The organism is Accumulibacter sp. (genome assembly GCF_032229525.1).
GTDB lineage: Bacteria > Pseudomonadota > Gammaproteobacteria > Burkholderiales > Rhodocyclaceae > Accumulibacter.
Genome location: NZ_JAVTWB010000204.1, coordinates 1 through 23,476, shown reverse-complemented (window position 1 = coordinate 23,476; position 23,476 = coordinate 1). Strand labels below are relative to the sequence as shown.

Below are 23,476 nucleotides of genomic sequence, written 5' to 3'. Positions count from 1 at the left end.
CGTCGATTAGTGAAAAGAATCATTGAGTGAAGGAGTCCTTGCAATGTTGGTTGCCGGAATCATGAAGAAAGACGTCATCACCATTAGCCCGCTGGCGACCGTGCGCGACGCGCTGATGATGATGAAGGAGCGCGGCGTCAAGTCGCTGGTGGTGGAGAAGCGCCATTCTGGCGATGCGCACGGCCTGATCGCTTATCGTGACGTGGCCCGGGCGGTGATCGCCGACGACGGCGATATCGATTTGCTCAATGTTTATGACATCGCGCAGAAGCCGGCGCTGCAGGTCTCGCAGCATCTGGAGGTTCGCTATCTGGCCCGGCTGATGATTCAGTATTCGGTGAAAAGCGTGCTGGTGATCGACAACAACGACCTGCAGGGCTTCGTCTCGGATACCGATGTGGTGGGCAGCCTCATTGAACGGGCGGCACAGGAACAGTAGAAGCCGCCATCTATGGAAAAGACCATTCGCCGCTATTCGGCCTACATTCCCCGCTGGTGCCAGGCTTTTGGCGACCATGCACCAGACCCCGGTGGCGAAGGCCGGGCGGTCGAGTGGCTGGTCGGCGCCGACGCCGTCGGTGTCGTGGTCTTGCCCGACATCCGGCGCATGCTGACGCACGAACTGCTGGGAGCACAAGAGCCGGCACTCGAGGTTGGCGAGCGATTGGTCAGGCTCAACCGACGCACCTTCGACCAGAGGAACGTTCTCGGGCATCCGGGCTACGCCGCCTTGCGCGAACTGCTGCTCGGCGCCGGCGAGGCGCACATGTATCTGACCTACCATCTGATCCATCCGCCGGGGACGCGGATCATCACCATCTCCCGCAAGGCCCCGTTGCCACTGTTGTACAAGGAAATGGCGCCGCTGCAGATCACCGTCAGCGAGTGAGGGACGCTTGGCCGTGCTGCGGCTGAACACCGCTTGCGGTTTTTGAGCGCCACGCCACTGCCGGGCGGGCCCCTCGCGCTGATCATCGGGGTCGCCCGGACCTCGCCGACGCCGCCCCGCGGTGTCGGGGACAGCGGGTCGCCGGTGCTATAATCGCGGCTCATTTCCTCGCGCTTTCCCGATGCTCATCACCCGTCGCCTTGAATTCGATGCGGGCCACCGCATTCCCGACCACAACAGCCAGTGTCGTCATCTGCACGGTCATCGCTACGCGATCGAGATCACGCTCGGCGGCGACATCATCCGCCAGGCGGGCGACCCGGCGAACGGCATGGTGATGGATTTTTCCGAGGTCAAGGACCTGGCCAGGAAGCATCTGGTCGACGCTTGGGATCACGCGTTTCTGGTCTACGCCGGAGACCGGCCGGTGGTCGAGTTCCTGCAGTCGCTGCCGGGACACAAGACGGTGCTCCTCGATTGCGTTCCGACCGCGGAGAATCTCGCCCAGAAAGCATTCTCGGTTCTCGACGACATCTATCACGATAGCTACGGCAATCACCTGCGTCTCGAGCGCCTGCGTCTCTACGAAACGCCCAATTGCTGGGCGGAGGCGGTTCGCGGGTAGGCTGCGGCAGGGTCTCCGGTCCATCAATCGGCCCCGGCGCAGGACTAGTCCCGCTCGACGATGATCATCGCTGACCACCGAGTTCAGCGGCAGTCCAGCGGCGCTTGCGGGTGGCCGTCTCCGACCTCGATGAGGCTCTGGCGCGGCTGAATTTGCCGCGCCTCGCCGACGCACACCAGATCCCGGAGGCAAGCGACGGCCAGCGAAAAAAAGGTACGCGTGCGGGTCTCCCGCACGCGTACCTTTGCCCGCACCAGCTTCTGTGAGGCGTCCCTACATCATGCCCATCCTGGTCGGCAGCCAGGTCGAGATGATCGGCACGTAGGTGATGAGAACGAGGTAGGCGAGCATCGACAGCAACCAGGGCCAGACGGCCACGGTCAGCTCGGTAATCCCCATCTTGGTAATCCCGGAGGCGACGTAGAGGTTGAGGCCGACCGGCGGATGGCACATACCCACCTCCATGTTCACCACCATCAGGATACCGAAGTGCACCGGATCGATCCCCAGTTTCATCGCTACCGGAAAGAGAATCGGCGCAAAGATCAGCACGATCGACGACGGCTCCATGAAGTTGCCGGCGAGCAGCAGGATCACGTTCACCGCCAACAGGAAGGCGATCAAGCCCAGCCCGTGCCCCAGCATCCAGTCGGCCAAGGCTTGCGGGATGTTCTCGTTGGTCATGATGAACGAGAACAGCACGGCGTTGGTGATGATGTACAGCAGCATCGCCGACATGTTTGCCGAGTTGAGCAGGACCCGCGGCACGTCGCTGAGTGACAGGTCCTTGTAGACGAAGACGGCAACGATGAAAGCATAAACGGCGCTCATCGCCGCGGCCTCGGTCGGCGTAAATATGCCGCTGTAGATACCGCCCATGACGATCACGATCAACAGCAGGCCCCAGGCCGATTCACGAAAAGCCTTGAAACGCTCGGCTCCCGACGACTTGGCCATGCGCGGGTAGTTGTTCGACCTGGCGCGATACCAGGTGACGCCACCGAGCACCATCGCCAGGCCAATTCCGGGAATGACGCCGGCCATGAACAGTGCGCCGACCGAGGTGTTGGTCGCCACCGAGTACATGACCATCACGATCGACGGCGGAATCAGGATACCGAGTGCGCCCGAGGTAGTGATGACGCCGGCGCCGAAGCGATTCGGGAAGCCGGCCTTGAGCATCGCCGGCATCAGGATCGAGCCAATCGCGACAACCGTCGCCGGTGACGATCCAGAGACGGCGGCAAACAGCGCACAGGCGAGCACACCGGCCAGGCCGAGGCCACCGTACCAGTGCCCGACCATACTGGTTGCAAACCTGATCATCCGTCTCGCGACACCGCCGTGAGTCAGAAAGTTGCCCGCCAGAATGAAGAACGGAATGGCCATGATCTCGAACTTTTCGATGCCGGTGAACAGCTTCAGGGCTACCGCTTCCAGCGGCACCTGAGTAAACAGAAAGAGAAAGCTGAGCACCGTCAGGCCGAGCGAGATCGAGATCGGCATACCCGTGAGCATCAGGCACAGCAACATCGTGAATATGATCATGGCGTTCATGGTTGCTTGTCTCCGTTGCCCGAGCGATCTTCCGGATGACGCTTGTCGTACGTCCGGTCATGGGGATGCAGGTTGTCCTCCATCTTGTAGGGCTCGGCTACATCCGGAACCCCTTCCTCGTCGAGTCCATCAACGTGGCCGTGATCGTGGTGCGGCAACTCGCCGGTCTTGAGGAAGCTCACCGTGACCTGCAGAAAACGGAAACACATCAACGACGAACCGAGCGGAATGGCGCTATAGACCACCCAGGTCGGCCACTCGAGGTCGGGCGTCGTTGGCCCCGAGAACATGTCGCTGGTGTCCAGGCCGAGAAACTGGAAGATCGCGTAATGGGCGCCGTTGTCCCATACGAAGAACGCGCCCAAGGTACCGACGACGCCGGTAAACAAGGCGCCAGCGAGCATGCCGAAGACGATGAACTTACTGCGGTTGCGGTCGTTCAAGCTGTTGATCATCACGTCGACGCCGACGTGAATACCGGTGCGCACGCCGTACGCCGCGCCGAACTTCGCCATCCAGACGAACATGATGATGCATAGTTCCTGCGCCCAGCCGAAGTTCAGTGACAGCAGCCAATCCTGCACGATCGGGATCGGATAGCCAGCCGCGTAACGATGCGCGACTGAAGCAAAGATGATCGTCGTCGCAGCCCCCATGAGGAAGGTGATCAGCCATTCCTCCAGGTGATCAAGTATTTTCATTCGGAAGTCCCCCGACTGCCTGAAAAAAAACCCGTCGGGCCAGGCGTCCCAACGGGCTGTTCACCAAGTTCTTTTCGCGCTCAGAGCTTGCTCGGATCGAAGCCGGTCTCCTTGTACACCGACTGCAGCAGATCCTTGCCGATGCGCGATGCCATTTCTTCATGTACGGGGATCAGTGCCTTCTTGAAAGCCCTGCGCTGCTCGGGGGTCGGCACGTGGATCGCCGTCTTGCCACTCTTCTTCACCCCTTCCAGGTCCTTGTCGTTCTGCTCCTTGGCGATCTTGTTGGCGTGCTCTGTGGTGTCCTTCATCGCCGCTTCGAGCTGGCCGCGAACATCCGCCGGCAAACCGTCCCAGAACTTCTTGTTGACGATTACGGCGTAACCCAGATAGCCGTGCTCGGTCAGTGCCAGGTGCTTCTGCACTTCAAAAAACTTCTGCGTGAACAGGTTCGAGATCGGGTTCTCGGTACCATCGACAACGCCGGTCTGCAGCGCCTGATAGACCTCGGAGAAGGCCATCACCTGCGGAATCGCCTTCAGCGCCCGCATCTGCGCCTCGAGCACCTTGGACGACTGAATGCGCATCTTCTTGCCCTTCAGGTCCTCCGGCATCAGGATCGGCGTGTTCGCGGAAAACGACTTGAAGCCGTTGTCCCAGAAGGCCAGACCGGTCACACCCTTCGGCTCCAGTTTCTTCAACAGGCTCTTTCCAATCGGACCCTGTGTGACTTTGTGCAGATCGGCATAATTGTCGAAGATGTACGGTAGGTCGAAGACTTCAAATTCCTTTACGCCGAGCGGGCCGAACTTGGCCAGCGACGGGGCGAGCATCTGGACGGCGCCGAGCTGTAGCGCCTCCAGCTCTTCCTTGTCCTTGTACAGCGTCGAGTTGCCGTACACTTCAACTTTGACCTTGCCCTTGGTCAGTTCGGCTGCGCGCTTGGCGAAAAACTCGGCGGCCAGGCCCTTGGGCGTGTCGTTGGCCACAACGTGGCTGAACTTGATGACGATCGGGTCGTCCGCCAGGGCCGCGAAGGGCGTGGCGAACAGGCCGCTGATCACCACAGCAAAGAGCAATCTGGAAATTCTCATGGCACCTCCTTCATTGACAAAGTAATTCGTGAACAAAATAGTTTGTGTACTGCGGCGCGAAATATCACAGAAAGCGGCACGCTCGCATATTGTGGAAAACACGCAATCGGCGATCGACCGAGGTGGCGATGCTGGAAGTGCGGAAGTCCTCGGTCGTAACGCCGGTCCTGCCGCTTCGTCGGCGATGTTGGTTTAGAATGTCGGCATTGCCCGGGGCGCGGCGGCGGGAGAGAAACGGGCCGTCGGCCTCACCGTTCACCACGCCAGGTGCGAGGAGTGTCCTCCGAGCACCGGAAAGATGCCGATGCCTCACCGAATCCTCAAGGTCCCCGAACGTGGCATGCTCGACGCCTACGAGCTGGTGCTCTCGTCGCGCAATTTCACCGCTGATACGGCTCAGCGGCTGGCCGCGGAACGCCTGCAGCGCCTGTACTACGAACTGCTGTCTTTCAAGATTGGCCGGCGCAGCACCTTGCGACGATTTTTTGCGCCGCCTGAGCTACCGCGCGGGGTCTATTTCTGGGGCGGCGTAGGCCGCGGCAAGAGCTTCCTGATGGACTGTTTCTTCGACGCGGTGCCCTACCGTCGCAAGCGGCGGGTTCACTTCCATGCCTTCATGCACGGCGTTCATCGCCAGCTCAATCAACTGAAGGGTGAGAGTGATCCGCTGCTGCGGGTGGCCGAACGCATTGCCAGCGAGGTCCGGCTGCTCTGCTTCGACGAGTTTCACGTCTCGGACATCGCCGATGCGATGATCCTTGGCCGCTTGCTCGAAGCCTTGTTCGAGAAAGGCGTGGTCTTTGTGATGACCTCCAACTACCCGCCCGACCGGCTCTATCCGAATGGCTTGCAGCGCGAGAACTTTTTGCCGACGATCGCGCTGATCAAGTCGCGGATGGACGTGCTGGAGATCGATTCGGGCGTCGATTACCGCTTGCGGACGCTCGAGCAGGTGGAGATCTTCCACTACCCGGCCGATGCCGCGGCCGAGCTGAAGATGGCCGACTATTTCACCGCCATGGCCCGCGGCGAGGGCGCAAGCGGTGGCAGCATCGAAGTCCTTGGTCGCGAGATCCCGACGCTGCGTCGCGGCAATGGCGTGATCTGGTTTGATTTCAGGTCACTGTGCGGGGGGCCGCGTTCGCAGAACGATTACCTCGAACTGGCGCGCGCCTACCATACTGTGTTGCTGTCGGCGATCCCGAAGATGTCGGCGAGCATGGCCTCCGAGGCGCGCCGCTTCACCTGGTTGGTCGACATCTTCTATGATCACAAGGTCAAGCTGATTGCCACCGCGGATTGCAGCCCGGAAGCGCTTTATACGCAGGGCACGCAGGCCGGCGAGTTCTTCCGCACAGCCAGCCGTCTGACCGAGATGCGCTCGCGCGAGTATCTCGGGCTACCGCATCTGTCCTGAGCGGCCGGGTGTTTGCCGAGGGGAGAGGCCATGAACAGCTCGCTTCTTTCCGTCGCCGGCGCTTGTCGCCGCCTGTTGTGGCTACTGTTCGCCTGCCTGCCGGCGCTGGCGCTGGCGCAGCAGGAGATGGAAATCATTGCCCTCAGGCATCGCACTCTGGATCAGGTGTTGCCGGTTTTGCAGCCTTTGCTCGAAGCCGGAGGCACTCTCTCCGGGATCAACGACCAGTTGATCCTGCGCGCTTCGAGCCGCAACCGGCAGCAGATCAAGCAGGCCCTGGCGGCGATCGACACGCCGGCACGCCGCTTGCTGATCCGGGTCAGTCAGAGCCGCGATGTGGTAGACCGACAGCAGGGCGCCGAAGTGGCAGGTCGGGTCGATTTCGGCGAGTCGCTTGGTCTCGTCCAAGCACCAAGGGGCGCGACGGGCAGCAGCACAATCGAGGTCAGGCGCGGCGACTCGCGAGTCAGCGCGCAGCTGCACGACGCGCAAAGGACACGCACGCTGGCGGGCACGCAGATGGTGCAGGTGGTCGAGGGTGGTCGTGCGTTCATTTACGTCGGACAGTCGCTGCCGGTGCCGTTGCGGCAGACGGGGATCGGTCGGAACGGGGTGCTGGTCAGCGAAACAGTCGTCTATCGCGAACTCGGGCAGGGTTTTTACGCCACCCCTCGGGTAGCCGGCGAGCGCGTGACGCTCGAGATCAGTCCACAGTTCGATTCAGCCGCCGGTCGGGGTTACGGCAGCGTCGACACGCAGCGCTTGTCCACCACCGTTTCCGGTCGCCTGGGCGAATGGCTGGAGCTTGGTGGCAGCAGCCAGCAAGTGGATGCCGGTGAGCGTGGGCCGCTACGGGGTGGCACCAGCCAAAGCCTGGATCAACGCGGCGTCTGGTTGCAGGTGGAGGAATTACCCTGAAGTCTGTCCGGCGGGGCGGCGGGCGAGACTAGAAGAAATCCAGATCGACGCAGACCCGGTTGCCGCCGGCTTCCAGCGCAGCAGCGAGCAGGGAGCGGACGTCTTCGATCAGCGCTGCCGAATCCTCGCCGGTGAACTCGCTTACCCCGCCACTGATCGTCAGCGGTACGTCGGTGTTGTCAGCGTGACTCAGCTCGATCTGCTCACGCAGGCGTTCGAGGCCGACGATCGCCTCGTTGACGCGCACATTGGGCATAATCAGCAGGAAATGATTGGCGTCAAAGCGACCGATCATGTCGAATTCGCGCATGCACCGTGATATCAGGCGGCCGACGTCGGCCAGAATGAGCTCGCCGGCTTGTGTGCCATGGGTTTCGCAGAGCTCGCGGAAGTGGTCTATGGCCACCAGGCCGACAGCGAAAGGCGTGCCGTAGCGCCGTGCCCGGCGACCCTCATCGTCGAGCAAGAGCGAGATGTAGCGCTGCGCGAAGACGCCGGTGAGCGGGTCGTGTGTCGGGAGTTCCTGGGTTTCGCTGGCTAGCCAGTTATGCCGGCTCAGGTCGGCCAGCGTCAGGAGAATGCGTCGGAGGCTACCGTCGTCGGCGAACACCGGGAAGGCGCTGGCCGAGCACCAGACGACTGGCCCCGACTCACCCGCCCGGAGTCCGATCGCACGTTGACGAACCGGTTGCCGGGTCTTTAGCACCAGCGTTTCAAGACGATTGTCGGCAGCGATTGTCTCGCCGTTTTCGTCCTCCCATATCGTCGTCGCGTGCTCCAGCAGGGCGTTAGCCTGCGCATTGCTTCGCTGCAATGAACCGCTGGCAGTGAACACCAACAGTCCGATACTCAAGCTGTCGAGCAGCGCCGCATAGTGCCCGATCTCCGCATCATCAGCACGAAGATTAACCAGCGGCAGGCGATAGGCGCTATTGGTCATAAACGGGGAGAACACGCACACAACGGAGCGCGTATGCTACCGCAGAATCCCCCCCGGCGCTCGTTGGCGATGTCATGACCTGGGTGCCCCCGCAGATCGTGGCAGCCCCGTCAGGCGGCAGCTAGAGCCTGCTCCAGATCGGCGATCAGATCATCGATATGCTCGATGCCAACCGACAGGCGAATCATCTCTTCGGAGACGCCGGCCTTGGCCAGTTCCGCCGGCGCCAGCTGGCGGTGCGTCGTCGACGCCGGGTGGCAGGCCAGCGACTTGCTGTCTCCGATGTTGACCAGCCGGGTAAACAGCTGCAGGGCATCCTGGAAGCGGCCACCGGCTTCCGAGCCACTGCAGTCGGTGCCTTTGACGCCAAAGGTGAGAATGCCGGAAGCCTTGCCTTGCATGTACTTCTGAATCAGCGCGTGGTCCTGATGATCGGGCAGCCCGGCATAGTTGACCCAGGCGACCTTGGCGTGTCCTTTCAGGTAGGCGGCGACCTTTTCGGTGTTGGCACAGATGCGATCCATGCGCAGCGGCAAGGTCTCCAGCCCCTGCAGGATCAGGAAGGCATTGAACGGCGAAATCGCGGCACCCATGTTGCGCAAGGGTACGACGCGGGCGCGGCCGATGAAGGCGGCCGGGCCCAGGGCTTCGGTGTAGACCACGCCGTGGTAGGAAACGTCCGGCTCGTTGAGACGCTTGAACTTCGCCTTGTGCTCGGCCCAGGGAAAGCGACCGCTGTCGACGATGATGCCGCCGATCGAGTTGCCGTGGCCGCCAATGTACTTGGTCAGCGAATGTACGACGATGTCGGCACCATGCTCGAACGGGCGGCATAGATAGGGCGAGGGGACGGTGTTGTCGACGATCAGCGGGATGCCGTGCCGATGCGCGATCTCCGCGAGCTTCTCGAAATCGGTGACATTGCCCAGCGGATTGCCGATCGATTCGCAATACAAGGCCTTGGTCTTGCCGTCGATCAGCTTCTCGAAGCTGGCCGGATCGGCGTAATCGGCGAAGCGCACCTCGAGTCCGTATTGCGGCAGCGTGTGGGCGAAGAGATTGTAGGTGCCACCATAGAGCGTGGACGCCGAGACGATGTTGTCACCGGCTTCGGAAATCGTCTGGATGGCATAGGTGATCGCCGCCTGGCCCGAGGCCACGGCCAGCGCGCCGATGCCGCCTTCCATGGCGGCAATCCGCTTTTCCAGGACATCCTGGGTTGGGTTCATGATTCGCGTGTAGATGTTGCCGGCCACTTTGAGGTCGAACAGGTCGGCGCCGTGCTGCGTGCTGTCGAACGAGTAGGACGTGGTTTGGTAGATCGGTACGGCTACCGCCTTGGTCGTCGGTTCGGGGCTGTAGCCGGCGTGGACGGCGAGGGTTTCGAGTTTCATGCCATGTCTCCCTGGATGGTTGGCGCGCTGTTCCTGCAGGCCAGCATCTTAGCACTTCATGTTCGCTGCATCAGACCCGCAATCGTCCCGTCGCCATCGTCGAAATGGCGCCCGCATGCGCATCTCGCGGTCTATCGTCGTGCGGGCGGGAATCGGCCCCTGGCCTAAGGGTTGGCGCCGTTTCCGTTGGACAGCTTCGTGATTAGCTGTTCGCAGCCATTCACCCCGGCGCGGTGGCAAATATCCTTCACGTACTCGCGTACCGTGTGCGGTGACAGGGCCAGGATCTCGGCGATCTGGCGTGGCTCATAACGCTTGAGCAGGAGGATCGCCACGCGCTTCTGCTGCGGCGAGAGATGCAGCCCGAAGACCTCGCTGCGCACGTCGTCGTGGACGTCGAGCTTTTCGAAGGTCACGGCAAACTGGCTTCGCTGCTCGCTTTCCGCAACTCGCAGCCGCTTCGCCAGGCGGTCCAGCGCGGCAGAGGGCTCCACCTGACTGGCATCGCCCAGGCCGAAAATTCTTGTCGGATCGACTCGTTGAGTCCTGACGACGAATACCTCGCCGCCGCAGCGCCAGATGAGGGATGAGTCGGATCGCCCGGGCAGAATCTGGGCCTCGTTGTCAGGCAGTGATTCGAGAATCCGCTGTGCTTCCGGATTCAGGGCCTGGATCTGGCCTTCGCGGCTGACTATCAGGACGCCTCGGTGCCGCTTCTGAGCGTGATGGCGTTGTAGCGACCGGTGCTCCATGGAGGTCGCGGCATGGCCCACGAACCATTGAAACAGCGCCATCTCGCACGGGTTGAAGTCGCGTTGCCGACGCTGCCGGTGCACCGAGAACGCACCTAGCGGCACGCCGTTCAGCTGTGGAACGACGGCCAGTGCATGGAAGTAGGGAATGCGGGTCATGAAGTCACCAAACTCGCCGCGGACCGTTCGGGCAATATCGGTAACGTCCGACAGCCGCACCACCGTATTCGGGTTGGTGAGTGCGGGTTGCCAGATCACGTAGGGATCCAGTGTCTGGTAATGCTCAAGGTAGTCGCGCATGCCCTGCTGATCGCAATCGTGCGTGTAGCCTTGGCGGAACGCGCCGTCGACCGGGTCAATCGGCATGAACACACCCGATGAGAAGGGGAGCAGGCGGCGCAGTGCATCAAACCACTCTGGCATCACGGCCAGAGGGTCGTGACTCAGCGTCTGCCGCCTATAGATGATATCTATCAGCGCACACAGCCCGCTGTCGAGCTTGTCTGTCGTCATCACCCCTCCGCTAGCGATGTTATCAGTACTGTGGCTTTGTCCGATACCCCCTAGAACCGGGGGGGGTGACGTCGTTTGCGGAAGGTGACTGTCGGTTGGTGGCGGGTCGTAGAGTCCAAGCAGTCAGGCGACTATCTGTTGCGCACAGATCTGCCGGCTGACACAGGTGGGTGACAGATCGCCAAAGCGTACCCGCCTTCGGATTCGGTTGGAGAGGTACCGATGTACTCGGTGATCTCGCGTTACCGTGAAAGTCGCCTTCGCGACTCACGAATCTCCCTTCTCCCCCGCGCGGGAGAAGGGTCGGGGATGAGGGAAACGGACATGACTTTCATTATCCGGGGTGTCCCGACAGTTCATGACCGTTTGGCCCGTTCTCAGGTGGCGAAGCGCGGGTGATTCCGCATTCGACGGCTAAGGCAGCAATCTGCTGTCCGCCTGTCCACTGCGCGGGAATTCGGACCGCGAGAGCTGTCGACAAATCTTACAGTTGCAGCAATGCTTGATATGAGAACAGGCAATAAAGTAGACACTTGACGAGTCGGTATGTATTTTGCTTTTCTGCCGTAGCCACCGATTTCGTGTAGTTGCAACCAGAAAACGATCGGGATGGCCGGCGGCGGCCACTCGGGGAAGGTGCCCGATGTGTTTGCTTTCAACACCAAAGGAGGAGGACGTCGCGCTGCGCCAGACGCTCGTTGCCGGTCTTGGCGCAGGCTTGGTGGTTGCCGGTGCCTACGGTGCCGGCAACCACGCTTTCTACGACCTCCAGCGCATTCAGATGCCCACGCGCGCTAGCGGAATCACGCCGGAACGCGACCATTTCTGAGCGCGCCTGGCATTTACTCCCTGCGTTCACTTCGCAAGCCCGGCGCAATCTTTCGGGGCGGCAAGATCCGCCCCGAAAGCCGTCGTCATCTACATCCAACCGTCCATGACGAGGACTCGACTGCCGATCACTTCAGCCGCTTCCGCCGTCGCAGCGATTTCAACCGCCAGCCAACTGCGGTCGATCGCACCAGCGTTCAGGGCGTCCAGATGCGTACTCAACTCCGTGGATGTGGCCTGGCGCTGCAAGGTGTTCATGTACAAGGTCTGGACATAGTCCTGGTCATTGAGCTGCGTCAGTCCGGCGTTGGCCTGGAACCAGTCCAGGATATCGTCGGGCGCCACGTTCTGCGCCAGCGCATCGAGTCCCGCCCGCCATAGTTCAAGCGTCGGATCCTGATTCAGGAAGGTATGTACCAGGCGCCCGAGAACCCCTTCGACAGCATTGTGCGCAATCGCCACCGTTTCGCCACTGTCAAAAGCGATCATTTCGACGTTTTTCAGCGTCGTCATGCGACCATCGTTGAGCTGGGTCAGCTCGAGATTGCCGCCCAGGGCTTCGAGATGCATATCCTTGCGCGAACCCTGCACGTGCAGCACGTCGTATCCGGCGGCGCCATCGATACTCAAGGCAAGCTCGCCTGGCAAATAGCCCTGGTCATCACCACTGCTCCCGACCAGTGCGCGTTCGGTCGGTATCCGGATGATGGCCGGGTTGCTGTCGACGCCGGCGAGCAACTCGCCAGCGCTCTTGCCCTGCAGGGATGACGCCTCCGGCAGGGTCAGGAAAGCACGGACAATGTCCGCCGGACTGGCATTGGCCAGGTGCTGTTGCACCGCCTCGCCTTCGGCAACGGTCATGTCGCGCTGCAGCCAGGTGCTGATCAGGTGCTGCGCCACTGCTTCGCCCTTGCTGTAGGCAACGCCCAAGCTGGCGCCACTGTCAAAGCGTATGCTCTCGATATCGACGAATACATCAACTTCACCGGTGGCGATCGAGGTCAGAACCACCCCGTCGCTGTTGCTCTGAACCTGATAATCGGCAAGACTCCCGGCCTGGTGAGCAATGTCGAAGCCGAAGCCACCGTTGATGTGGTCGTTGCCCGTACCACCGGTCAGCTCGTCGTTGCCACTGCCACCGAACAGGGTGTCATTGCCGGCACCACCAAAGAGCTGATCGTTGCCACCAAGGCTGCCGATGGTGTCGTCACCATCACCGCCGTACAAGCGGTCATCGCCGGCACCCAGCACCATGAACTGTTGCTGCTCATCGCCGATCACCACGTTGTCACCAGCACCGCCGGTCAGCCGGGCAGCACCGATGACTACCGCCAGCTCGATACCGTCCAGTTGAATGATGGTGCCTTGAGGCAGTTTTGTGGTATCGATGAGCAGCGCCACCTTGATGCCATCGCTTTGTGGCGACCCATGAATGACCAGGGGATCCGTGGGTGCCTGATTGCCACTGACCACCGGCTGCACACTGGCGACGATAACGGTATTGCCCGCGGCCAAGCCGGCGAACAGGTTTTGCGTGGTCTCGACTGCTTCCTTGCGGGTGTTGCTGCTGGCATCGGTATTGGCGCCGATGCGGGCGATGAAATCGTTGAGCGCTGCCTGTTGGTCTTGCGCCTGTTGCCGACCGTCGAGGCTGATGCCGGCACCGGTGGGCAGGCGGACGCCCAGCTCCACCTCTCCCTGGCTGTCGTTGATCACCGGCACGTTGACATAGCGTTGGGCAGGTGCGCCGCTGGACGGGGTGGTCACAAGGATCGTTGCCGTTCCATCGAGGTGGTCCTGACGACTCATGGTGGCGCCCTCAATCACGGAGATGATGGGAGCGGGTAACGCCTCTCCATCATCAGGTACCGGGATCCTGGCGATCAGGGCCGCAGCATCCCAGGTCGTGCCATCGGCAAACTTCACCTGTTCGATCTTGTAAGAGTCGCCCTGGAACCAGTCCCTCAGGGTCATCCTGTCTGTGCTGCCCCTGAGGTTGATATTCATGTCGTATCCGCTACGACTGATGGTGACATCGCTGGTTGTAATTCCAGTAGCGAGTTGTACGGTATCCAGATTGCCGGGGTTTGAATCCCACTCGCTTACATAGTCCTGACCGCTGCCCAAGCCGAATAGATAAGTGTCGTTGCCCTTGCCGCCGTAAAGCTGGTCATTGCCCGCGCCCCCGTCCAGGATGTTGGCGGCATCGTTACCGTAGATTTCATTATCCAGATTATTGCCGGTGCCATTGATGGCAACGTTTCCTGTCAAGGTCAGAACTTCCACGTTGGCCGGCAGTGTATAAGTGATGCTGGAATAGACGGTATCCAAGCCTTCATTCGGATTTTCATTTACTACGTCACCCAGATGGTCGACGATATAAGTGTCATTGCCTCCCAGTCCGCTGAAAGTGTTCGGGCCGCTATCCCCCGCAAAGAAATCATCGCCACTGGTGGCAATTTCGTTGATCTGGGCCAGCATGGTCGCTGTATCCCAAATCGTGCCGTTGGCAAACCGGATTTGTTCGATTTTGCCGTCGTTGCTAAACCAATTATCAAGAGTCAACTCGTCCGTGCTGCCATTGATCTTGATATACAGATTGTTAAGGTCACGGCTGATGGTGACATCGCCGGTTGTGATTCCAGTGCCGAGCTGCACGGTATCCAGGTTACCGGGCGTTGAATCATAATCGCTTACAGAGTCCTGACCACTGCCCAAGCCGAATAGATAAGTGTCGTCGCCTGCTTTGCCCGAAAGATGGTCATTGCCCGCACCACCGTCCAGTATGTTGGCGGCATCGTTACCAATGATTATATTATCCAGGTTATTGCCGGTGCCATCGATGGCAGCGTTTCCTGTCAACTGCAGAACTTCCACATCTGCCGGCAGTGTATAAGTGATGCTGGAATAGACGGTATCCCAGCCTTCATTTGGATTCTCGTTCACCACGTCACCCGGATGGTCCACAACATATGTGTCATTGCCTCCGAGTCCGCTGAAAGTGTTCGCGCCACTATCACCCGCAAAAAAGTCATCGCCACTGGTGGCAGTTTCGCTGATCTGGGCCAGCATGACTGTGGTATTCCACGTCGTGCCGTCGTCAAACCTGAGCTGTTCAACTTTGTAGTCATTGCTGACAAACCAATTGACTACGGTCAACTTGTCCGCACTGCCGTTGATCTTTATATAAAAATTGTCGAAATCACGGCTGATGGTGATATCGGTGGTTGCGATTCCAGCGCCGAGCTGCACGGTATCCAGGTGGCCGGGCGTTGAATCATAATTGAAAACGGTGTCTTGACCGCTACCACGACCGAACACATAGGTGTCGTTGCCTGCGCCACCGTACAGATAATCATTGCCAGCGCCACCGTCCAGGATGTTGGCGGCGCCGTTGCCGTCAATTTGATTATCAAGATTATTGCCGGTACCATTAATGGCAGCGTTTCCTGTCAACGTTAGAATTTCCACATTGGCCGGAAGTGTATAAGTGATGCTGGAATAGACGGTATCCCAGCCTTCATTTGGATTCTCGTTCACCACGTCACCCGGATGGTCCACAACATATGTGTCATTGCCTCCGAGTCCGCTGAAAGTGTTCGCGCCACTATCACCCGCAAAAAAGTCATCGCCACTGGTGGCAGTTTCGCTGATCTGGGCCAGCATGACTGTGGTATTCCACGTCGTGCCGTCGTCAAACCTGAGCTGTTCAACTTTGTAGTCATTGCTGACAAACCAATTGGCTACAGTCAACTTGTCCGTGCTGCCGTTGATCTTGATATACAGATTGTAGAAGTCACGGCTGATGGTGATATCGCTGGTTGCGATTCCAGCGCCGAGCTGCACGGTATCCAGATTTCCGAGGTTTGGATCATAATCGAACACGGTGTCCTGACCGCTGCCACGACTGAACAGATAGGTGTCGTTGCCTGCATCGCCGAACAGATAATCATTGCCAGCGCCACCGTCCAGGCTATCGTTACCCCCAAACCCGTAGATACTGTCGTCGCCAGATGTGCCAACAAGGACATCATCAGATATGGTTCCATTAATTGTGCTCATGGTAACTCCCCCTTAGAGATGTGTGGCTTTAGAAAATTAGTTTAGCCGGCGAAATAGTTATGAGAATACCGTTTTGTCCGTTCGCGACCGGGTGGCATCAAAACCCAGCAAGCGCTTTGAAAGTCGTTTCAACCGGGCATTGGCGCGAAAATCTTTTTTAAGCATGCCGTTATCGTAAATGCTGAGCCAATGCCCAGTGTTCAGATCACGTAAATGATCAGGGCGAAAGCCTTCCTGCGTGAAACCGAGAGCCAGCGTATTGCGTTGTGAAAAGGTATTGTCGCCGTAGACAATGCTGGTCAGCTTGTTGAAACCGATGCGGTTGAAAGCATGGTCCATGAGCAGCAGGGTGGCGGCGAGCGGGGTGCCGCTGCCGCGGCGGTCCTTGTCTGGAAAGCCGATCAGGAACTCGGCACGCCGAGCCCACAGGTGGATTTCAGCCAGGGTGACGAGCCCGACCGGGCAGTAGCCCGAGTTGTCCTGCCCCGGCGCAGCGGTCGACTCGGCAAGCTCGACGACCCAACTGACGGACTTCCGGTTCAACACGGCGAGACGCGGGTTCTGCTGGAGATCGCTCTGGATCTGGCGTCTGCTCTGACTTCTCGTTGCAAAACGGTGGTAGCTGGTCATGAACCGTTGATCGGTGAAGCAGCGCAGCACAAACGCTTCATCTGACGGCGCCAGCGTGCGTAACCTCAGCTTTCCGGCAACCAGTGCTTGTACCCAGGCGGGGTGGATTTGCAGCAGAAGCTTTTCCAGTTCGTTGCTGCCTGGATTCTGTCGCAGACCCTGCTGCAAGGTTTCGAACGCGGCATCGGGATGGTTCTGCGACAGGAAGACATGGGCAAGATTGAGGAAGGCATGGGTATTGCCGGCGTCGGCCTGGATGGCGTGCAGGAAAACCTGTTGCGCGTTGCTGTGCTCGTTGAGTCCAGTCAGAGCGATACCCAGGCAGTTGAGCAGATGAGTATTCTTGCCGACCTGTTGCAGGCCGCGTTCGGCGACCTTCAGGGCGCCTTTGAAGTTGCCTTGTCGGCAATGCGCCGTCGCCGCGATAATCGAGTCCAATGGCACATCAGGCGCCGTGGCGGTTCTGGCAACGTCAAGCGTTTCGATGGCCTTTCTGTGCTCTCCTTGATGCAACTGCCTGGCGGCTTCCACGACATATTGCGGCAGTTCGTCGAAAGAATAGCCAGACCTGCCGATAATGGAAGCGGGTTCAAGAAGTGAGCAAGCGGCAAACGTCTGCATGACGATGAGTAAAATATTTACTTAATGCAAAGGATCGCGATGCGATCGAACCAGCGCTCCATATTTGAGGCTGAGTTGTGTCGCCTGTGAGAATTGTGGAAAATCGAGAGAGCCACAGAAATAATATGGCTTTCCACTATTCGTGTATATCCCTCATATTCGAGGGGGGTTTACACGAGATCCCAGGTGTGGTAATGAAAAACCTGCCTTCTGAAGGCGCAGCGAGAGTTGCGAAATGGGGCAGTCATTCCGGTGGGGGACGGGCAAGCGCACGGTGCCGTACCCGCAAACTGCTGGCGTGGGGAAGGGAAGGGCGGGCGGTGTAGGCCCGTGAATCGGCGGCTGTGGCGCTCAGTGCGCCATGTGACGTGGGGTGGCTGTCGCTGCGGGCAGATCGCGTCCGTGGCCGTCACGGCGCATCGGTGCCTGCAGCGATCGCCCGTTCACCTCGGTCACCCTGTCGGCCGGAAATCCTGCCATCGGTAGCTTGCGCTGTCGTGCCGAGGCTTCCGCGCTAGCGCCCAACGCACGCGCCAGAGCTACCCGCTCGGTTTTCCGAGACTCATCGCCGTTTGGCCATCATGCCAATGTTCCCCTCTCCGCTCGTATTGCGGGGAGTGCCGGCTACTAGCGGGACTCACATGCCGGTGATCTGTCCGTTGCTGATGCGCACGCGGTCGCCGGCGCGCCAGACGGGCGCTTGCGTTTCGGTGAAGGTTTGCACCTTGTCGTCGTCGAGGCGCACGGTGATCTGATATTGCTGTGTGCCCCGCGTTTTCTTCTCCACCTCGTGACCAGCGTAGGCGCCGCCGACGACGCCGGCAACGGTGGCGACACTGCGCCCACGCCCGCCGCCGATCTGATTCCCGAGCAGCCCACCGATCACGCCGCGGGCGACGGCGCCAATACCGGAGCCCTCACCGTCCTGCTTGATCTCGCGCACGCTCTCGATGGTGCCGCAGTTGCGATAGACGTCCTTGCTCCGGCTCTCGACGGCGATGCCGCTGTCTTGCTGCGGGGTGTTCGCCACCCGCGTTGTACCACCCCCGTCATACGACGGTGGTAGCGATGCCGGCGCCGGCTCGTTGCGGGCCTGAACGGCGACAGGGGTGCCGGCAGGCGCATTGAATCAAGCGCGGTCGGGTCGGTGGACGGTCGAGTAGCTTCCGTCCGTCCCCGTCTGCCGTGCTTCCATGTGCCTGTCACGTATGCGCGGCGGTGTGGGAGGGGCTGCTACGAGGCTTCGCGCGATTCCGATTAGCCCCGTAGAAGAACCAACTGGATAGTCATGCGCCTAAGGCGTATAGTCCGACGATGTTCACCGTTGTCGAAACGCACCTGTTCCAGCGCCAGTGGCCGTTCTACTGGACAGAGGAGGAGCGTGGTGCGTTTGCTGCCTACATTGCTGAGCGCCCCACTGCCGGAGATGTTGTGCCCGAGTCCGGCGGTATCCGAAAGGTTCGTTGGCGACGAGCAGGTTCTGGCAAGTCGGGTGGTGTCCGGGTGATCTACTTCACCCGTACCGCAGAAGGTGAGGTTGTTCTGCTCACCTTGTATGCGAAGTCGAAGACGGACAACCTTACCGGCCCCAAGTTGAAGGAGATTCGCCGTGCCCTCGAAGAATAAGCCCCTGGAGAAGCTTGAACTTGCCGCCTACGAGGCCAAACGCGACCTCGCGGCTGACCTCCTGCAGTCGGTGCGCGAGATGAAGGCAGATCAAGTGCAAGCCGTCTGGTCGCCGGTGATTGAAGCGCGCAAGAAAACTGGCCTGTCGCAGTCGCAATTCGCTGCACTCCTGGGCGTTTCCGTTCGTACCTTGCAGGGATGGGAGCAGGGCCGCAAGCAACCGAGCGGTGCCGCTCGCACCTTGCTGGCTATCGCCAGCACCAACCCGGATGCTCTCCGGGCGGTAGCAGCCAAGTAGCACCTTGGGCGGATGAGGCCCGGCGATCGGCAGGACCTGGGAAGTCGACTATCGGCGAAGTCACATGCCGGTGATCTGTCCGTTGCTGATGCGCACGCGGTCGCCGGCGCGCCAGACGGGCGCTTGCGTTTCGGTGAAGGTTTGCACCTTGTCGTCGTCGAGGCGCACGGTGATCTGATATTGCTGTGTGCCCCGCGTTTTCTTCTCCACCTCGTGACCAGCGTAGGCGCCGCCGACGACGCCGGCAACGGTGGCGACACTGCGCCCACGCCCGCCGCCGATCTGATTCCCGAGCAGCCCACCGATCACGCCGCCGGCGACGGCGCCAATGCCCGAGCCCTCACCCTCCTGCTTGATCTCGCGCACGCTCTCGATGGTGCCGCAGTTGCGACAGACATCCTTGCTCCGGCTCTCGACGTAAATGCCGCTGTCTTGCTGCGGGGTGTTCGCCACCCGCGTTGTGCCACCCCCGTCATACGACGGCGGTAGCGATGCGGGCGCCGGTTGCTCCGAGGCGATCGGTGCCGGCTTCTGGCTGGTGCTCTGCTTCGTGGTCTGGCGTGGGGCAGGTTCGTTGCGAGCCTGAACGGCGACATGGGAGTCGGCAGGAGCGCTTGAGACGGTCGACTTCTCGGCGGCGGCCGGGGTGGGGGTAGCGTCGGGCTTTACCGTGCTGGCGGGTACCGCCGCCACTTCGGCGCTTGGCGGCGCGGCAGCGCTTTGGCCTGGCAGCCAGCCGGCCAGCGAAGCGACGCCGGTCAGGCTGAGCAGCGCTACCGAGGCGGCGGCGACAAGAATCATCGGGTGGGTGTTGCCTGTTTGGCTTTGCATTCGGGTTGTCTCCTTACAGTGACAGTCGCCTTCGCGACTCACGAATCTCCCTTCTCCCCCACGCGGGAGAAGGTCGGGGATGAGGGAAACGGACATGACTTTCATTATCGGGGGTGTCCCGACAGTTCATGACCGTCTGGGTCGCTGATGTGTGTCGAACGTTTTGTCAGCGCCCTTGGAGGACGGCGGCTACAAAACTTTACAAAAAGCTTACCCGCCGACCGGCGGTGAGGCTCTGTCGCGTACTCGCTTGTTCCTGCCACGCAACAGGAAGCGGCCTGGATCAACTGCGTGGACCAGGTCGTCGGTCAGGGGCAGCGGCGCCTCCGTGATCAGGCAGGCCAGCAGTTCGCCAGCCAGCGCCGACCAGACGATGCCGCGGGCGCCAAAGCCGTTGATTACGTAGAGGCCCGGTAAGCGCGGCATTTCGGCCAGTGGCCTGGAGGGAGCATTGGCGTCGATCGCCGCGGCGTCGGCGACGGCGCCAATCATTGGCAGACGGTCGGGTGACAGCGGCCGGAAACCGACGCGACCGGCAAGGTCGAGGGCGCGAAGCTTGCTGGCGTAGCCCGGCAGGATGAAGTCGAGTTTGGCCAGGTTCTCGAGGTGATCGCTCTCGCGTGGCGCCGGCTCACCGTCATCGATGCCAAAGGTAGCGCCAGCGCAGCGCACACCGTCTATCGCCGGGGTCACGTAGCCCAGTCGGCAGACGACGATTTGTGGCGCTGACCCCGCTTCGCCGGGTAAATGTGAAACCTGCCCGCGGGCGGCGCGTAGCGGCAAGTGTGCGGCAACGGGAAAGTTCCGGGCAGCGGTGGCGTTGGCCAGGATCAGCACCGGCGCTTCGGCAATGACCTCGCCAGCCGCATTACAGGCGCGCCAAAGCCCGGCCTGGCGGTCTATCCTGGCTACCTGACAGCGGTAGTGCGGCCTGATCGCCGCGGCGTGGTGCGCCAGGTTGGCGCGGCACAGGGACGCTGGATCGACCCAGCCTCCGCCGGGGAACCACCAGCCGCCGGTGGCGACTGGCCAGGCGGCGAGCTCTCGCGCTTGGTCACGCTCCACGAAACGCAACTCGTCGTTGGCCGGGTGGCGCGCTGCGACGACCCGCTGCTGGGTGGTGGCGTGGGTCTCGTCGCGTGCCAGATGAAGCACCCCCGTTTGTCCCCAGCGCAGCGGCTGAGCAGCAGCGGTAAGCGCGTCGAAATGCCGGCGGGCATGCTCGAAGCCGGCCCGGGTCAGTCGTGCCAGGCGATTGTCGTCGAGCGAGGGAAGCGGGCGCAGCACGCCGGCCAGGTTGCCAGACGCGCCCTGGCCGGGTCCGTCGGCGTGGTCGATCAGCTCGATCGTCCAGCCTCGTGCCGCCAGGCGTTCGGCCGCACTGCTGCCGGCCAGACCGGCACCGATGACGATCGCGTGGCGGCGAGAGGCTGGCCCGGCCAACTACTCTGGCCGCATTTGCGGGAACAGGATCACGTCGCGAATGTTCGCCGAATCGGTGAGCAGCATCACCAGGCGGTCGATGCCGATACCGCAACCAGCGGTCGGCGGCAGACCGTACTCAAGGGCACGAACGTAGTCGGCGTCGTAGTACATCGCTTCCTCGTCGCCGGCTTCCTTGGCTTTCGCCTGTTCGAGAAAACGCGCCGCCTGATCTTCCGGATCGTTCAACTCGGAGAAGCCGTTGGCGATTTCGCGGCCGGCAATGAACAGCTCGAAGCGCTCGGCGATCTCCGGGTTGCTGTCGCTGCGGCGGGCCAGCGGGCTGACTTCGGCCGGGTAGTCGATGATGAAGGTGGGATCCCACAGGTCGGCCTCGGCCACCTCTTCGAAGAGCAGCAATTGCAGCGTACCGAGACCGGCTCCGGCCGTCACTTCGACCTGCATCGCCGTCAGCTTTTCGCGCAGCCAGCCGGCGTCGCCGAGTTGTTCGACGCTGTAGCCGGGGTGGTTCCGGCGGATCGCTTCGATGATCGTCAGGCGGGCAAAAGGCTGCGAGAAGTCCAGCGTGCGGCCCTGATACTCGAAGGTTTCGCTGCCCAGCGCTTCGCGTGCACTGTGGCGCAGCAGGCCCTCGGTGAAGTTCATCAGCCGACGGTATTCCGAATAGGCCTCGTAGAACTCCATCATCGTGAATTCGGGGTTGTGGCGCGGGCTGATGCCCTCATTGCGAAAGTTGCGGTTGATCTCGAAAACCTTCTCCAGCCCGCCGACCACCAGGCGCTTGAGGTACAGCTCGGGTGCGATGCGCAGGAACAGCTCCATGTCCAGCGCGTTGTGGTGGGTCTTGAACGGCCTCGCCGATGCGCCACCGGGGATCGGATGCATCATCGGCGTTTCGACTTCGAGGAAGCCGTCGTTGACCATGTAGCCGCGGATCGACTGCACGATCCGGCTACGGATAGCGAAAGTTAACCGCGACTGCTCGTTGGTGATCAGGTCGACGTAGCGCATGCGGTACTTCTGTTCCTGGTCGGTCAGCCCGTGGAACTTTTCCGGCAGGGGTCGCAGCGACTTGGCGAGCAGGCGCACTTCGGAACACTCGACGGTCAATTCGCCGGTGCGGGTGCGAAACAGTGTGCCGACGGCGCCGACCATGTCACCCATGTCCCAGCGCTTGAATGCCGCGTAGGCTTCCTCGCCGATCAGGTCGCGGCTGACGTAGGCCTGGATACGGCCGGAGAGATCCTGCAGGGTGATGAACGAGGCCTTGCCCATCACCCGTTTGAGCATGATCCGGCCGGCAACCCGCACGGCGACCGGCAAGGCAGCAAGTTCCTCGCGCGTCTTGCCCTCGTACAGTTCGCTGATCTTGCCGGCGGTATTCTCGCGGGCGAAGTCGTTCGGATAGGCGGCGCCGGTCTGCCGCCACTCGGCGAGCTTGGCACGACGTTCGGCGATGATGTGATTCTCGTCCGCTGGCGGCGAGCTGTCCTGAGGGGTGTCGGTGTGGGTCATGATGGGGAGCGATCTCTCGCGATCAGTTCTGCGGTGGGTTGGCCAGGCTCTGGGCGTCGTCCATGGCGCGTTCGAGCAGGAAGGTGCTGACCGGTTTGGCCTTTGACGCGTCTGCCGGCAGCCCGTACCAGCGCGAAAACGCCGTGCGCATGTCGCCAGGGTCATCGTTCGCCGGCGGCAGGAAGAAGATGCCGCTGGCGCGTTGGCTTTGCGGGTCGAACAAGACGTAGATCCGTTCGTCGAGGCAGCCCTTCGAGCTGCACGCCGAGGTCAGCAGGTAGCGGCTACCGTCGATGGTGACGATCTCGGCGAACTTGCCGGCAGCGAGCCGCGCGGTCCATGCCGGCAGATCGAGGTTGCCGATGGCGCTGCGATAGGCCTTGGCAAAGTCCGGCTTTGACTTGAGCAGGCTTTCGGGTTGCTGGCCGACATAGCTGTCGAGGGATGCCGCGCCGGCCGGAGCAATCAATGCACTGGCCAGGGCGATGCAGCAGGCGATTCGTTTCACGGGTCAGACTCCCTGTTTCAGGCTGGCTTCGATGAACTGATCAAGGTCGCCGTCGAGCACGCCCTGCGTATTGCCGACTTCGACATTGGTGCGCAAGTCCTTGATTCGCGACTGGTCGAGCACGTAGGAGCGGATCTGGTGGCCCCAGCCGATGTCCGACTTGGCATCTTCCAGTTTCTGCTGCTCGGCCTGGCGATTGCGCATCTCCGCTTCGTAGATGCGCGACTTCAACATCGCCATCGCTTCGGCGCGGTTGCGATGCTGCGAGCGGTCGTTCTGGCACTGGACGACGATGTTGGTCGGCAGGTGCGTGA

At 61.2% G+C, this 23,476-nt stretch carries 22 protein-coding genes; 8 read left to right on the top strand and 14 right to left on the bottom strand.

The annotated features are described in order from the left end of the window. The first annotated feature begins 43 nt into the window (after window positions 1-43). From RUW20_RS16130 to queD, 3 genes are all read left to right on the top strand, one after another. Entirely contained in the window at window positions 44-439 is a 396-nt protein-coding gene (locus RUW20_RS16130; RefSeq protein WP_313953242.1) for a CBS domain-containing protein, read from the top strand. 12 nt (window positions 440-451) lie between these two features. After that, on the top strand, window positions 452-889 hold the full coding sequence (locus RUW20_RS16125; RefSeq protein ID WP_313953241.1) for a hypothetical protein: 438 nt from the start codon (window positions 452-454) through the stop codon (window positions 887-889). A gap of 181 nt (window positions 890-1,070) precedes the next feature. Further along, window positions 1,071-1,514: a 6-carboxytetrahydropterin synthase QueD gene (gene queD / locus RUW20_RS16120; protein ID WP_313953240.1), complete on the top strand. Its 444-nt coding sequence runs from the start codon at window positions 1,071-1,073 to the stop codon at window positions 1,512-1,514. Window positions 1,515-1,787: 273 nt separating this feature from the next. Here queD and RUW20_RS16115 read toward each other — a convergent pair whose 3' ends face one another. From RUW20_RS16115 to RUW20_RS16105, 3 genes are all read right to left on the bottom strand, one after another. Next, window positions 1,788-3,071, bottom strand: coding sequence for a TRAP transporter large permease (locus RUW20_RS16115; RefSeq protein ID WP_291994022.1), 1,284 nt, complete (start codon window positions 3,069-3,071; stop codon window positions 1,788-1,790). Then, window positions 3,068-3,772 (bottom strand): TRAP transporter small permease, encoded by a 705-nt coding sequence (locus tag RUW20_RS16110; protein WP_313953239.1) that lies wholly within the window; start codon window positions 3,770-3,772, stop codon window positions 3,068-3,070. Before RUW20_RS16110 ends, RUW20_RS16115 begins: the two co-directional genes overlap by 4 nt. Window positions 3,773-3,852: 80 nt before the next feature. Further along, window positions 3,853-4,866 (bottom strand): TRAP transporter substrate-binding protein, encoded by a 1,014-nt coding sequence (locus RUW20_RS16105; RefSeq protein ID WP_313953238.1) that lies wholly within the window; start codon window positions 4,864-4,866, stop codon window positions 3,853-3,855. Window positions 4,867-5,170: 304 nt separating this feature from the next. Here RUW20_RS16105 and zapE point away from each other — a divergent pair, with 304 nt between their 5' ends. Together zapE and RUW20_RS16095 are read left to right on the top strand one after the other, a co-directional pair. Beyond that, window positions 5,171-6,283 carry a cell division protein ZapE gene (gene zapE / locus RUW20_RS16100; RefSeq protein WP_313953237.1) on the top strand — a complete coding sequence of 371 codons (1,113 nt, stop codon included), beginning with the start codon at window positions 5,171-5,173 and terminating at the stop codon, window positions 6,281-6,283. Between the two features lie 30 nt (window positions 6,284-6,313). Beyond that, entirely contained in the window at window positions 6,314-7,201 is an 888-nt protein-coding gene (locus RUW20_RS16095; protein WP_313953236.1) for a hypothetical protein, read from the top strand. Window positions 7,202-7,229: 28 nt separating this feature from the next. Here RUW20_RS16095 and RUW20_RS16090 read toward each other — a convergent pair whose 3' ends face one another. The 3 genes from RUW20_RS16090 to RUW20_RS16080 form a co-directional block, all read right to left on the bottom strand. After that, entirely contained in the window at window positions 7,230-8,156 is a 927-nt protein-coding gene (locus RUW20_RS16090; protein WP_313953235.1) for a GGDEF domain-containing protein, read from the bottom strand. Window positions 8,157-8,251: 95 nt separating this feature from the next. Beyond that, entirely contained in the window at window positions 8,252-9,535 is a 1,284-nt protein-coding gene (locus RUW20_RS16085; protein ID WP_313953234.1) for an aminotransferase class I/II-fold pyridoxal phosphate-dependent enzyme, read from the bottom strand. Between the two features lie 164 nt (window positions 9,536-9,699). Further along, entirely contained in the window at window positions 9,700-10,800 is a 1,101-nt protein-coding gene (locus tag RUW20_RS16080) for a helix-turn-helix transcriptional regulator (protein ID WP_313953233.1), read from the bottom strand. Window positions 10,801-11,443: 643 nt separating this feature from the next. On the opposite strand from RUW20_RS16080, the gene RUW20_RS16075 reads away from it, so the two are divergent. Next, on the top strand, window positions 11,444-11,629 hold the full coding sequence (locus RUW20_RS16075) for a hypothetical protein (RefSeq protein ID WP_313953232.1): 186 nt from the start codon (window positions 11,444-11,446) through the stop codon (window positions 11,627-11,629). Between the two features lie 89 nt (window positions 11,630-11,718). Here RUW20_RS16075 and RUW20_RS16070 read toward each other — a convergent pair whose 3' ends face one another. From RUW20_RS16070 to RUW20_RS16055, 3 genes are all read right to left on the bottom strand, one after another. Beyond that, entirely contained in the window at window positions 11,719-15,690 is a 3,972-nt protein-coding gene (locus RUW20_RS16070; RefSeq protein ID WP_313953231.1) for a calcium-binding protein, read from the bottom strand. Window positions 15,691-15,747: 57 nt separating this feature from the next. Continuing rightward, complete coding sequence (locus tag RUW20_RS21740; protein ID WP_409559378.1) at window positions 15,748-16,941, bottom strand: GNAT family N-acetyltransferase; 1,194 nt, start codon at window positions 16,939-16,941, stop codon at window positions 15,748-15,750. 637 nt (window positions 16,942-17,578) lie between these two features. Continuing rightward, complete coding sequence (locus RUW20_RS16055) at window positions 17,579-17,971, bottom strand: glycine zipper 2TM domain-containing protein (protein WP_313953230.1); 393 nt, start codon at window positions 17,969-17,971, stop codon at window positions 17,579-17,581. Window positions 17,972-18,255: 284 nt separating this feature from the next. Between RUW20_RS16055 and RUW20_RS16050 the strand changes: the two genes are divergently transcribed. Then, window positions 18,256-18,567 carry a type II toxin-antitoxin system RelE/ParE family toxin gene (locus RUW20_RS16050; RefSeq protein ID WP_313953229.1) on the top strand — a complete coding sequence of 104 codons (312 nt, stop codon included), beginning with the start codon at window positions 18,256-18,258 and terminating at the stop codon, window positions 18,565-18,567. Further along, window positions 18,551-18,865, top strand: a complete 315-nt coding sequence (locus RUW20_RS16045) for a helix-turn-helix domain-containing protein (RefSeq protein WP_313953228.1) — start codon at window positions 18,551-18,553, stop codon at window positions 18,863-18,865. The genes RUW20_RS16050 and RUW20_RS16045 overlap by 17 nt, the downstream gene beginning before the upstream one ends. Window positions 18,866-18,925: 60 nt before the next feature. Here the strand turns inward: RUW20_RS16045 and RUW20_RS16040 are convergent, their stop codons facing one another. The 5 genes from RUW20_RS16040 to RUW20_RS16020 all read right to left on the bottom strand — a co-directional run. Then, a complete protein-coding gene (locus RUW20_RS16040) occupies window positions 18,926-19,696 on the bottom strand; it encodes a glycine zipper 2TM domain-containing protein (RefSeq protein ID WP_313953227.1) in 771 nt (256 codons plus the stop codon). 210 nt (window positions 19,697-19,906) lie between these two features. Then, on the bottom strand, window positions 19,907-21,139 hold the full coding sequence (gene mnmC / locus RUW20_RS16035; protein WP_313953226.1) for an FAD-dependent 5-carboxymethylaminomethyl-2-thiouridine(34) oxidoreductase MnmC: 1,233 nt from the start codon (window positions 21,137-21,139) through the stop codon (window positions 19,907-19,909). Then, window positions 21,140-22,654, bottom strand: coding sequence for a lysine--tRNA ligase (gene lysS, locus RUW20_RS16030; protein WP_313953225.1), 1,515 nt, complete (start codon window positions 22,652-22,654; stop codon window positions 21,140-21,142). 22 nt (window positions 22,655-22,676) lie between these two features. Next, window positions 22,677-23,162: an Ivy family c-type lysozyme inhibitor gene (locus RUW20_RS16025; protein ID WP_313953224.1), complete on the bottom strand. Its 486-nt coding sequence runs from the start codon at window positions 23,160-23,162 to the stop codon at window positions 22,677-22,679. Between the two features lie 3 nt (window positions 23,163-23,165). Beyond that, the coding region (locus RUW20_RS16020; protein WP_313953223.1) for a peptide chain release factor-like protein at window positions 23,166-23,476 on the bottom strand (311 nt) is incomplete at its 5' end.